At 63.5% G+C, this 13,055-nt stretch carries 7 protein-coding genes; all 7 read left to right on the top strand.

Going from position 1 to position 13,055, the window contains the following annotated elements; genetic code table 11:
• Positions 1-242 precede the first annotated feature (242 nt).
• A complete protein-coding gene (gene pip, locus ABZ478_RS19630; RefSeq protein WP_359551027.1) occupies positions 243-1,199 on the top strand; it encodes a prolyl aminopeptidase in 957 nt (318 codons plus the stop codon).
• A gap of 53 nt (positions 1,200-1,252) precedes the next feature.
• Positions 1,253-2,614: a hypothetical protein gene (locus ABZ478_RS19625; RefSeq protein ID WP_359551024.1), complete on the top strand. Its 1,362-nt coding sequence runs from the start codon at positions 1,253-1,255 to the stop codon at positions 2,612-2,614.
• Between the two features lie 107 nt (positions 2,615-2,721).
• Positions 2,722-4,323 (top strand): hypothetical protein, encoded by a 1,602-nt coding sequence (locus ABZ478_RS19620; RefSeq protein ID WP_359551022.1) that lies wholly within the window; start codon positions 2,722-2,724, stop codon positions 4,321-4,323.
• A 31-nt stretch (positions 4,324-4,354) separates the two neighbouring features.
• On the top strand, positions 4,355-5,518 hold the full coding sequence (locus ABZ478_RS19615; protein ID WP_359551020.1) for a cytochrome P450: 1,164 nt from the start codon (positions 4,355-4,357) through the stop codon (positions 5,516-5,518).
• A gap of 28 nt (positions 5,519-5,546) precedes the next feature.
• The gene (locus ABZ478_RS19610; protein ID WP_359551018.1) at positions 5,547-6,776 is read left to right on the top strand and encodes a hypothetical protein; all 1,230 of its coding nucleotides are present in this window, start codon (positions 5,547-5,549) and stop codon (positions 6,774-6,776) included.
• 55 nt (positions 6,777-6,831) lie between these two features.
• On the top strand, positions 6,832-9,840 hold the full coding sequence (locus ABZ478_RS19605) for a glycoside hydrolase domain-containing protein (protein ID WP_359551015.1): 3,009 nt from the start codon (positions 6,832-6,834) through the stop codon (positions 9,838-9,840).
• On the top strand, positions 9,837-12,947 hold the full coding sequence (locus tag ABZ478_RS19600; protein WP_359551013.1) for an MFS transporter: 3,111 nt from the start codon (positions 9,837-9,839) through the stop codon (positions 12,945-12,947). Before ABZ478_RS19605 ends, ABZ478_RS19600 begins: the two co-directional genes overlap by 4 nt.
• Positions 12,948-13,055: the final 108 nt, after the last annotated feature.

The following is a 13,055-nucleotide window of genomic DNA, read 5'->3' as shown; positions in this document are numbered from 1 at the left end:
TCTAGTTTTGACGATGAGTCGACGCGAGCGGGGGGCGTGCATTCGATATCTATTCGCCACCGCGCTTTCAGTGCTCGCCTGCACAGGGAAATGCTGGTCTGCCTGACGAACCCCTGGCGAGAATTCTCAATTTGTGCATTGTGCTGCGGTTCTATGCGCAACCTTCAGCATCCCGTAGGGCAGCTCCGCTGCGTGCCATCCATGCCCCGTAGCCGCAGTCATCAGCTTTGGGAGAAGGATCGATGGAGATGTATCCGAAGATTGAGCCTCACGACACGGGCTTGCTCAGCGTCGGGCAAGGCCACGAGGTCTACTGGGAGTCGAGTGGCAACTCGGACGGCGTGCCCGTGCTCGTACTGCACGGTGGGCCCGGCTCCGGCAGCAGTCCCGGGCTGCGGCGGGCGTGGGACCCGGAGCGTTTCCGCATCATTCAGATGGATCAGCGCAACTGCGGCCGCAGTCGGCCGTCGGCAGCCCAGTCCGCGGTTCGCCTCACGGACAACACGACCACGGACCTGGTCGCCGATATCGAGCGACTTCGGGAGCACCTTGAGGTCGACCGCTGGGCACTGTGGGGCGGGTCATGGGGGACGACGCTCGCGCTGGTCTACGCCCAGACGCATCCCGACCGCGTGCGCTCGATCCTGCTGATGTACATGATGCTGGCTCGCAGGGGCGACCTCCGCTGGCTCTACCACGAGATGGGCCGATACTTCCCGGAAGAGTGGGAACGCTTTCAAGCAGGGGCCGGCACCGGCGATCACACCGACCTGATCGCCGAGTACAACCAGCTACTCAATGAAAGCGGCGACGAGGCGACCCAGCGCGAAGCAGCCCGCAACTGGTGCGCCTGGGAAGACGTGATATCGAGCCTCGATCCAGGCTGGCAGCCGTCGCGCCGCTATCCCGACCCGGATTTCAGTCTTCAGTTCGCCAGGATCGTGGCCCACTATTTCAGCAATGACGCCTGGCTGGCGGCGAACCAGGTCCTTCGGGACGCGCACCGCCTGAAGGGAATACCCGGCTTCATTCTGCACGGCCGAGAGGACCGCGCCAATCCTTACGATATGGCGTGGCTGCTGGCCCAGGCCTGGCCCGATGCCGAGTTGATTACGCTGTCCGGCGTGGGCCATACCCACACGGATTACAGCACGACGGAAATGTTCAAAGCTGCGAACCGGATGGCCGAATTGTCCTGACAGCGTCGACGCGTGGCACGCAAGTAATTGATGCAGCACCCCGGAGGGCCCGCGTGAGAATTCTGCTCGGAAACACGATCGACGACTCGATACGGGTCAGCCGAGACACACGCTCGGCTGCGCAGCGCATCCTGTGGTTTGCCAAACCGCATGACGTGGTGATCCTGCCCGAGGCGGCCGATGAGGAGTTCCTGCAATACGTAACCAGCCTCACCGGGGTCGAGGCTGGCAGTCTTCGCCTGCGTGTGCCGCCGCCCGGCCGCTTCGCTGGCCGCGTCCTGGACCCGCACAGCCTCACGGACGCCGCCTTTGCGCGCGACGTTGCCGGCGACCTTGCCGGGGTGTCCGAGATCTTCGCCCTGTGGCCGTCGCCGTACGTCGCCAGGTTCTCCGAGAACCTGGGACTGCAGGACCGGCTGCCCGGCGCAGCCTTCATGGCGCAGGGCGGGGGTGAGCTCGCCAACTCTAAGGCCTGTTTCCGGGCGCTGGCCGCCGGGGCTGGCGTGCTGGTCCCGGCGGGCGCGGTGTGCCACAACGCGACCGAAGCGGAACGCGCCATGGCACACCTCTTGCGGCAGAGCGCCGGGGTCGTGGTTAAGCAGTCCCACAACGGCTCCGGGAACGGCAACCAGATCGTTCTCAGCCGCGGCGAGCATGACCTCGGTCACGCCGGGGCCCGGCATCTTCATCCGCTGGCGCCGGGGGATGTCGGCATACGGGAGTACTGGGCCGAACGCTGGCAATGGGCCTCGGCCGCCGGCCGCTTCCCCGTGGTCCTCGAGGAGTTCGTTCCGGGCTCGATCTCGGTGTACTCCGAGCACCGCATCACGAACGACGGCGTCACCGCCACCGGCAGTGGGCTGCTGTCGTATGCCGATCGGCAGCTCGCCGTACAGTCCGTGCCGCTGCGCCCCAGGGAGATCGGCTCCGATGCGCACCGAGCCCTCCTCGAAGGTGGCGCGCGATTGGCCGAGGTGTATCGCGCCGTCGGCTACCGCGGTCACGTCTCGGCCGACGCTCTTGTCGACCGCTGCGGCCAGGTGTGGTTCACCGAGATGAACGCCCAGGTTTCCGGATCCCTACACCTCTACGACGCCATCGCCCAGCATCTTGTCGATGCCAGTGCCGCCCCGCAGCGCACCGTCGCGGAGTACGACATCCCCGCCTCATGGCGCATATCGAGCGTCAGCCACTTCCTGGCGGCGGCCCGCCAGGCCGACATCCTTTACGACCCGGCCACACGGCTCGGCGTCATCCTCTCCGCTCCCCCGACAAGGAGCGGAGAGGACACCGATGGCATGTTCTGCATCGTCTATGACTCGGAGCGGAACAGGGACGCGATGTATCGGACCTTGCATCGCTGCTTCCGCTCCGTGACAAATGGCCCGTCGTATGAGGAAGGAGAAGCCGGATGAGCTACGACCACTGAGTGACACGTGCGTTGGGCCCGGCAATACCGGGCCCAACGCGGCAGACACACGATGCGCCACAGGACAACCCAGCGGACAAGTGGGGGGGATAAATGACTGTACTGGGCGGCGAGCTCAGAGCCGCTGCCGAACTCGCAGCGACCGTCGCCATGTATCGCTACTTGATCTCGCCGTGCGTTCGTTGGAGCGCCAGAGGATTGAGAGCGGGCGTATCCTCGGCGGCGTTCAATGGGGCCTATCCGGAGAAGCCGGTCAGTCTGCAAAGGGTTCTCGTGGCCGTCCTGGCGATAACTCCGCTTACGATCTGGGCCGGTGTGGGATTCGCTGCCGCAGGCATGAAAATGCAGGTCGTTCCGGCCGCCGCTGTGGCGATGGTGGGATGGAAATGCCTGACCTTTGACTACGATGTCGCGCGCGAGGTGGGATGGCAGCGGGTCGACAGAGTGGCCGTGGCCCTGATCGTCGTAGCGGCCCTGTTCTACCCCCCGCTCTTGTTCGCGGCAGTAGTCGCCCTGTGCGGCAGGCTGGGGGGGTGGACCCATCATTCCATGGCCAGTCTGCGCATCATCAAGGCCGCCTTCACCTGGCAAATCGTGGACGGCACCGCTGGATTGCTCCTCACACCCGAGCCCCGTTTGTCCGAGGAGGGGATGCTGGTCCTGCTGGGGACTGCCTTCCTCTCTCATTATGTGGCGGCATGCAAGACGAAGATCATTCTGGCCGGCGACCCGTGGGGCTGGATCGCGCACAACCGAACCGACCTTCTCATAGCGAACGCCTACGCATGGGGGTGGGCGCGGTGGCTCCCCCGCCGGGTCATGCGCCGCATCATCCGATTGCTCTCGCCTTGGGTGGTCTTCCTCAATGCAGGGACACTGGCCCTGCAGGCGCTGGGCGTCGTCGCCTTCACCAGCCGATGGTGCCTTATCGCGGCACTGCTGGGAGCGGTCGCCTTCAACGCGACTGTCGCCCTCCTCTCAGGACTGCTCTTCTGGGAGAACATCGGGATCGCCCTGACGCTCGCGGTGACTGCGCTTCAACTGCCGGCCGCGGAACCCGGTGGCTTCGGTGTGGTGCCGTGGCTGCTCAGCATCGTCCTGTTCACCACCGCATTGTGCGGTTGGTCCTGGCATCCCACGGGGTTGGGGTGGTGGGACACCCCGTACGTGTCACGCGTGTACTGGACGGCCAGAACTACAAGCAGCAAGTCCGTGGGTATCTACAACAACCTCCTGAGCCCTCACGACCGGGAGTACGGCAGGTCTCTGGGGGATCCGCTGACGAGCGAACCCCTGGTCACCTTCCCCATGGGCGGCGTCGAGAACGCTGCGCTCAGAGACCGGCTGATGGCCATGGGCCCTGCAAGCGGTGACCTGCAGCAAATCAAGGACACCTATGGCTGGGTCCGCTGGGACGCAGCGTTCGCCAAGAGTCACATAGATTACCTGCGACGGTTCTTCCGAAGCCTCAACGCGGGCGTACCGAAGAGTCCGCTGCCGCCTCGCCTCCGCTGGCTCAAAGCCCCCGGCAGTCACCTGTACTACTGGGGAGATCTCCCCGCATATCGCCGAGAAACGGACGGCCCGATCGAAGCGGTCCAAGTGCGCCACCAGGAAATCCATTTCCAGGTCGAAGCACATGAGTGGCTGTCGCTGCGCGATGAACTCCTCTTCGAAATCAGCGTCACGCTCTGACGCACTCATCTTGCAAAGGAGAAGATCGCCCGTGCCCGTCCTGCCCGTCTACGATCCACTGGACCCGGCGACCCTCGAGGACCCCTATCCGCTCTACAAACAACTCCGCGAGGAGACTCCGGTGTTCTGGCATAAGCGGATGAACTCCTGGGTGCTCACACGCTATAACGACTGCCGCGAAGTGCTGCGCAACCACGAGGCGTTTGCCCGCGACCGACGGCGCGTCGGGGAAGACGTCCCGGAGTTCCGGCAGAACCTCCAGTCGCTCGACCCTCCCCAGCTGGGGCCCCTGCGAAGCCTGCTGATCAATGCGTTCCGGGCGCAGGACCTCGACGCGATTGCGGATCGCACCCGCGAGCGCGTCATGAAGATCTTCGAGTCGGTCGCCGACGAGAGCGAGTTCGACTGGATCCATCGTGTCGCGGCTCCCGCAGCTCTGACCGTGACCTCGGAACTCTTCGGCGTGGAGGAGCCAGACCTGCACGAGTATGCCGACATCGCTGACGCGATCACGAGGAGGATGGACGCCGGGCTCGATCCCGCTGTGATCGCGCCGGGCGACTTTGCACGCAAGCAGCTCAACGCGCTGGCAGACGAGTGGCTGGAGCACGACGAGGGCCGGCCCGGCCTCCTCACCACGGTCAAGGAGACCCTGGCGGCGAGCCGTGTTCCCGACCACTACATCCGCAACACGACCGGCGTCATGTTCAACGCCAGTTACGGAACCGTGTTCGCGGCCGCCGGCAATTTTGTGCACACGCTGCTCAACCATCCGGGTACCCTCGACGAGTTCCGCAACGAAACGCTGTTGTCCAGCGGTGTGGAGGAGTTGATCCGCTTCGACGGGCCGGCACAGGCCACCAGCCGCATCGCCGCTCAACCCGCCCAGCTGGGCGGAACCGTCATTGAGCCGGGGCAGGCGATCATCACGCTGCTGGCCGCAGCGAACCGGGATCCCGACGAATTCCCCAACTCCGACGAGTTGGTTCTGGATCGTACTCCGAATCGTCACCTGGGATTCGGTTGGGGGCCGCACGCCTGCCTGGGAGCACTCTTCGGGAACATGGCGATACGAGAGATCATCCGATGTCTCCTGCAGGCTCCGGGCACCCTGCGGCAGACCGGCGAACCAGTGCGCAGGACGACGGCGACCGTCCGCAGCATGGACTTCCTGCCCGTCACTTTCGGCGCCTGATGGTCGGCTTCGCACACATCAAGGGTCAGTGACGATGCACTACGTACTGCTGGGACCCGGCCCAGAGGCAATTGCCATCAAGGAACTTGCAAGACTCGGACACGAGATCACCGTGCTGTATACGGAACGCAATCGCGCAGCAGTCGAGAGTGCGGCCGACCTGGTCAAACGAAGCGGCTCCATCCCATCCTATGGTGACTTGGAGCTCGCCTGGTCGACGCTCTTACACCTCGGCACCGTGGACGATGTCGAGGCGGTGATTCCTTCGCACGAGCTGGCCGTGACCTCGGCCGCGATCCTCAACCAACTCCTCGGCACGTCGGCAACACTCGGCCCGGCCACTGCCCTGGCCGGCCGGGACAAGGCTCTGCAGAAGTCACTGTGGACAGAAAGCGGTGTTCCGACCGCCCGGTTCGCGACGATCACCAACGAGCCCCACTCGGTCGACCAGGTACGCAGCATCATCGAGGGCCTCCGCGCCCCGTACATCGTGAAGCCCCCGGCACTGGGCGGCAGCACGCTGGTCACTTCATGCCCCACCGCCGAGGACGTGTTCCAAGTGCTGAAGGACAACGAGGGTCTGCGGCACGCGGTGATCGAGGAGCGGCAAGACGGCCCTGAATGGCACTTTGACGGCACCCTGGTGGACGGCCGCGTCCATGAGTTCATGGTCTCGCGTTACTTGGCGCCGCTGATCGAGACCAGGCGCGGGCTGACCAACCGCTCAGTGGCATATCCCCCCAGCAAGAACACAGACCTCTACCAAGAGGCTCGCCGATTCACCCAGGCGGCTATCGACGCGCTCAACGGAACACGAGGCGTCTTCCACCTTGAAGTCTTCGGATCCCCTGGCAGGTTCGTCGCCGGAGAACTGGCGTGGCGCCCATCCGGCGCGCTGGCGAACCTAGTCGCAGACCACACCATAGGCGTGGACCTGTGGCGCGCCCACATCCAGCTCCTCGCCAGAGCGGATGTCACCGTGCACCGGCCACGAGCGGACTCGGTGTTCGGCTTCGCTTGCCTACCGGTCAAGCCCGGCGTCCGCAACACCGTCACCCGCTCGGACATCGCCTCCTTCCCGGGCGTGCGCCACGTTCGGATGAGGATCCCGCCGGGCGAAACGATGAGCGAACCGCTCACCAGCACCGTGTGTGTGGCCATGGTGCTGGTTGAAGGACAGGATCTTGATTCCTGCGTCGAACGTATCGACAGCGCGTGCAGAAGAACCCGCGAACTGCATGAGCTGCGCAGCGGGTAAGGCATCCCGATCTTCTCCCTATCCGGAAGCTTGTCTGTTATGAGGAAGCATTTCAATGACTAGAACAACGGGGGACGGTCTGCACCCCGAGCTCGACTGCTCGATCGGGCATTGGGATTCCCGCCTCTTCGGTAACCATCGAATTATCGTCACGGTGCCGCATGCCGCTCCGGCAGTGCGCGTCATCCTGCCCTGGCGCCGCAAGGACCAGCGACCGGAGCGCGTCGACCTGATTGTCGTGGCCGCTGCAACCAGCGAACGCGTCCGTAATGTGGTCCGTCTGTACGACACCCCGCACCGCGGTGATGTCGTATTCGAGCCGATCGCCGGCGCGGGCGAGTACTACTTCTACTATCTCCCCTATGCTCTCGTGGGAGGCCGGAACTATCCGGACGCCCACTATCTGCCATGGCGGCCCCTCGAGAACCCCACTTGGCGACGGGCAACGGGCATCGACGATCCCGGTTCATGGAGCACGCTGCCCCTGGCCGACGCGACCACCTATCAGGCGGTCTCGGCGCATGACAGCTTCGCCCCCATGGGATTCCCCGCGTCTCCCGACGAGGTCGCATCCCTGCACCGGCGAAGCGATGGAAAGGACCTGCTGGTCTTTCCCGAGTTGAGATCCCGGCCGATCGAGATGATCCGGCACGTGCCGGCCGTCTGGCTGCATCGGGACGAGTCGGCAGGACTTGCCGCACAGGCCCGTCGAGGTGAGGCTTTCGCTTTTCAGGTGGGCGTATACGCCCTGCGCGACGTGGACGTTTCCGTTCATACCGGCCGCATGCCGTTCTGCACGCGGTCGCTCATGACCGAAGGTGTGCGCGCGGATGGCACCGCGTTCGACCGCGAAGCCCTCCACATACCGGCCGGCGAGGTGCGGGCCCTGTGGTTTCTCGTCGAGGTCCCCACAGACTGCGCGCCAGGCACGCACACGGGCACCGTTGTGATCGACGCGGAGCCTGTGCGGGTCACGTTGGACGTCTCACCCGAGGCACCGCTGCTCGACGGCGGTGTACGCCGCCTTCAGTCCATGGCCCGGCTCTCCTGGTTGGATTCGACCCTCGCGCATGACCACACCGTGGTCGACCCGTATGTTCCCGTGTCCGTTGACGCCGCCCAGCGCCGCCTGGACATCCTCGGGCGACGCGTCCACCTGGGAAGCGACGGCCTTCCGGAGAAGATCGTGTCGACCTTCTCCGAGGATGGCACCTCATCGACCGGCTGTGAGCGTAACGTGTTGGCTGGACCGATCTGCTGGGACTTCGGCACGAAGGCATCACCCCTCGAGGGCCTGCGTATCGCAAGCCAGGGGCCAGCCACCGCCACGTGGGAACAGACGCTGCTCGGAGAATCGGTCACCGTGACGCTCGCCGCATCGTTGGAGGCTGACGGCTGCCTGCAATACCGATGCCTGGTGACAGCGGGTGACCATCCTGTGCACCTTCCTGACGTTCGCCTGACCGTACCAATCCACAACGATGTCGCTCAATACAGCATGGGCCTGGGTCGCCTCGGTGGAAAATGCCCTGACAGCCTCGAATGGCGATGGGATGTCGCCAACAAGAACCAAGACGCCCTGTGGGTCGGGGATACCAACGCTGGCCTGCAACTGTCCCTTTGGGATGACAGGTACCGCCGTCCCTTGAACAGCAACTGGTACAAGACGTCCCCACTAGTTGAACCACGCTCTTGGGGCAATGGCGGCCGGGGCGGAATCAAAATTGAGCGCTCGGACACCGCGACCATGCTTGAGGCTTACTCCGGCCCGCTAAATCTCGCCGCTGGTGAAGATATCGACTTCAGCTTCAGGATACTCATCACGCCATTCAAGACTTTAGCGACCTCCAAGCAGGCAAGAGAACGTTATTACCACGCACCCAATCGAATCGAGGAGATCAGCGGGTACGGAGCGCGCCCCATCCCCATCAACCATCCGGGAGATCCACAGGACATCCGAGATTACGGTGCCACCGTTGTCAACGTCCACCACGCAACCACTGTCATGCCGCACATCAACGACCCCATGCTTAGCGCCGATTCCTTGGAACATTATGTCCGCGACGCGCATGCGGTTGGGCTTCGAGTAAAGGTGTACAACACCGTCAGGGAACTCCCCACGGACAGCCCCGAGGTGCACGCGCTGATGGCTCTCGACGGCGAAATCTACGCCCAAGGGCCAGCGCTCGGGCCCCGAGGTATGAATGTCGGGCACATATGGCTGCAGGAGCACCTGCCGGTAAGTTTTGTTCCTGGATATGCCTCGTCGAATACTGACGATCGGCCGATCGTCACGAGTGGTGAATCCCGCTGGCTCAACGTCTACGTACGCATGATCGACTGGCTGGCACAGGAATGCCGGATCGACGGCATCTATCTCGACGAGGTGGGCTTCGACCGGACGACCATGAAGCGGGTGCGTAAGGTGCTTAGCCGGCACCGCCCCGAGCCACTGATTGACCTGCACTCCGCCAGTCAGTTCCAAGAGGCCGACGGTTTCGCCTCCTCGGCGAATCTGTATTTGGAGCACTTTCCGTATGTCGATCGCCTGTGGTTCTCCGAATATGTCGACTACGATGCGATAAATCCGGTTCAATGGCTCCTCGAGTTGTCCGGCATTCCGTTCGGACTCATGGGCGAGATGCTTGAGAATGGTGGAAATCCCTGGAAGGGACTACTCTTCGGTGCCACGGCGCGGGCCCCTCGTGTTGACGTCGCCCCCTTGTGGAGGTTCTGGGACACCGTGCGACTGGCGGATACCCGGATGATCGGGTGGTGGTCATCCCGTGCTCCCGTGAGTACTGATGACGAGAGTGTGCTTGCCACCTCGTGGGTGGGAAACGGGTACGCAGTGATCGCGCTGGCCAGCTGGGCACCGTCCGACGTGGAGGTCAGGTTGCTCATCGACTACGCGGCCTTGGGGATCGCCGAGGCTGTGATCGAGTCACCTGAGATTGAGGGATTTCAGGCGGCTATAACCGTCAGTTCGGATGACAAGGTGTTCATCCCCTATAACCAGGGTCGAGTCCTAGTCATCCGCGAAGCTGAAGGTGTGGACGCATGACCCAACTTTGGGCCGCCCGTTCGTCACTTCTGAGACAGTCCGACTTCCGCTGGTTTTTCTCCGGCCAGATCATCTCTCTATTCGGCACGACCATGGCCCCGGTCGCGCTTGCATTCGGCGTCCTGGATGCCTCGGGAGGGGTCAGTGCTCTCGGAATCATCCTGGCTGCCCACATGGTGCCGATGCTCGCATTTCTCCTCGTCGGCGGAGCCATAGCTGACACGTTCCCCCGGCGTACCATTCTGGTGTGCGCGAACTTGAGTTGCGCGCTCACTCAGGGATGTGTCGCCATATTGTTCTTGACTGACCAGTTCTCGCTGCCAGTAGTCGCCTTGCTCGAATTCCTCAACGGCATCTTTTCGGCGTTCACCAGGCCAGCTCTGCGCGGTATCGTCCCTCAACTAGTGGAGAAGAAGCACCTGCAGCAGGCCAATGCGCTGCTTGGATCGGCCCGTAGCTCGGCGAAGATTCTTGGCCCCAGCATCTCCGGCGTCATCGTCGTGGTCGTCGGCAGCGGTCCCGCCATCGCAATTGACGCGGTGACATACCTGTTGGGAGCTGGATGCCTTGCTCGGCTGTCTGTGAACACGGGCGCGGGTACGCAGGGATCCACTGGCCTCCTTGTAGACATCCGCCATGGCTGGGCCGAGTTCCGCGGCATCCCGTGGGTATGGCGCGTGACCGTGTCCTTTTGCGTCATCAATCTCGTGCAGACGGGCACCTGGCAGATCCTGGGACCCTCGCTCACAGATGAACTAAGTGGCCGGGAGACGTGGGGGTTCGCGCTCAGCGCGCAGGGACTGGGAGTGTTGAGCATAAGCGTTCTCATGTATCGGCTCACGGCTCGACACCTGCTGCGGTCGGGGCAGCTGATGACCGTACTTGGCGCACTGCCACTGCTCCTCCTTGGTGCGCATGCGCAGGCGCACTGGCTCATCATTGGAGCCTTCATCGCCGGCCTCGGCTCCGGCGCCGGGGGCATCAGTTGGGACACCTCGTTGCAGGAGCACATCCCGGCTCACGTCCTGTCACGTGTCACGTCCTACGACGACCTGCTTTCCTACGCCGCTATCCCAGTCGGCCAGCTGTGCGTCGGCCCCCTTGCCGAAAGGTTCGGCGGTTACACCGTGACTACCGCAGCTGGCCTGGTCTACCTCGTCGCCGCTGTGGCTCCCCTGGTGTCCGGCACCGTCCGCCGCCTCCCGCACCACCGGCTGGGGTCCTCGGGGCGGAGCGAAATCGCGAACTCCCTTCCGGATGAAGACGGCATAGTCAGAAAGGATGTCCTCTCAATGAGTGGAGACGAGCAGGACTACTCCCGTTCTCCTGAGGAGACCGTTGCCGATGCGTTACGCGGATACATGATCACGCAGGTCATCAGCACGGCTGCTCGCTTGGGCTTGGTGGACGAACTCGGTGATGCGACGCTCAGCCTCGCTGAGATCAGTAGTGCCTGTGAGGTCGATGAATCTGTGTTGCCTCCCTTTCTCGCCGTCCTGGAAAGGATCGAGGTTGTGCACCAGCCAGCCCCCGGGAGATTCCGGGCTGGCCCAATGGCGAAGGAACTACACGGGGGCCAGGGCAGTCTGCACGGACTTGCCATGTTGACCGGTGCGTTCTACTACGAGGCATGGGGAGGGCTGGAATACTCCATGCGGACCGGCGACACGGCGTTCGACCATGTTCATGGAAGGGGCATGTGGGACGCCTTGGCTGAACAGCCGGACGCTGCTGCATGGTTTGCGCACATCATGCGTTCAAACACGCAGAAGGTCGTCGATGACGTTCTTGCGTCATATGATTTTTCGGCCGCGCGGGTCATCTGCGATCTCGGCGCGGGCGATGGCGCCCTGGCGGCGGGAATCCTGCGTGCTCACCCCGCCATGCGGGCGCTCGTCGTCGAGCAATCGTTTGCGGTCGAGCACTCCAGGACATCGCCCAGGCTGATGGGCGTCACTGACCGATGCGAATTCCTGGAGGCCGACCTGCTGGTAGAGGTGCCTGCCGGAGCAGACGTGTATTTGCTGAAGTCGGTCATCCACAACTGGCGGGACCAGGAGGCGATTCGCATCCTCGAGAACTGTCGAAAGTCGATGGGAGTTGGAGCACGCCTACTGGTGATAGAGAAGGTACGGCATACCGACAGCCTTGTATCGGCGCTACGGGATCTCAACATGATGGTCCTTTTTGGCAGTCGTGACAGATCGGCCGAGGAATACGAGGCTCTATTGCGGCAGGCAGGGTTTTCCGTCGAGGCAACCGTCGACCATGCTTCGGGGCTGTGCGTCTTAGAGGCCGTACCCGTCGCCTCTGACCGGAATCACAATTTCTCCCTGCGTACCCGCCTAGCCTCCTCTTTCGGAGACCAGGCCAAGGCGTACGCCGAACACCGACCTGACTATCCGACGGCCGCGGTGCGCTGGGCACTGGAGCTAGTGCCGTCTTCGTCGCACCTGAAGATTCTGGATCTGGGCGCAGGTACGGGTGCGCTGACGGGTGTTCTAGCTCGCGAAGGCCTCAACGTCACGGCGGTGGAGCCAGATCCCGGAATGCTCGCCGAGCTTCGTCGCCGGCTCCCTTTTATCAGGGCCAAGCAAGGTGCTGCAGAGAGCATCCCGCTGCCTGACGCGTCAGTGGACGCGGTCTTCATTGGACAGGCACTGCACTGGTTTGACCTTGAACGCGCTGTGCCCGAGCTGGCCCGGGTGCTGCGTCCCGGCGGGGTCGTCGCAGGGCTGTGGAACTCTGCTGACCACAGTGTCGACTGGGTGCGCAGAGTCAAGGAACTCGCTCGCAACCCGTGTGCCCACACCGAGACCGACTGGGAACCGGCCAATTGGCAGGACGAGTGCATCCCGCCATGCTTCCCGGGTTTCAGCACCTGGGAGAACAGTGAGTTTCCCCATTACCAAAGCCGCTCCGCTGAGTCTCTGACCGCCACTCTCGGGACGCACTCTCACATGCTAGTGCTCGAGGGTGAGGCACGGACCGCCGCTCTGAGCCGGGTACATGCCTACCTCCTATCGCGAAACGAAACTGCCTCTGGGGAATTTAAGTTCCCCTTGGTGACGGCTGTAGCGCGCTGCGTACGTACCAAACAGGTGTGATCCGTGCTCGCTGCGCGCAGGGCCCCCGGGGAGACTCCCCTTCGCCTAACTGGCCGTTCTCTATCCGGTCGTGTGCTCGGTCTGGTTCGAACGGGGTCCTGGATCGGG

The sequence above is a fragment of the Streptomyces sp. NPDC005706 genome (genome assembly GCF_040631045.1).
Classification (GTDB): Bacteria; Actinomycetota; Actinomycetes; order Streptomycetales; family Streptomycetaceae; genus Streptomyces.
The sequence above is the reverse complement of the archived record's forward strand: the minus strand, read 5'-3'. Positions and strand labels throughout refer to the sequence as shown.

Coding starts and splice junctions, on each gene's coding strand:
- pip (WP_359551027.1), top strand. CDS start 243: ATGGAGATGTATCCGAAGATTGAGCCTCACGACACGGGCTTGCTCAGC.
- ABZ478_RS19620 (WP_359551022.1), top strand. CDS start 2,722: ATGACTGTACTGGGCGGCGAGCTCAGAGCCGCTGCCGAACTCGCAGCG.
- ABZ478_RS19605 (WP_359551015.1), top strand. CDS start 6,832: ATGACTAGAACAACGGGGGACGGTCTGCACCCCGAGCTCGACTGCTCG.
- ABZ478_RS19600 (WP_359551013.1), top strand. CDS start 9,837: ATGACCCAACTTTGGGCCGCCCGTTCGTCACTTCTGAGACAGTCCGAC.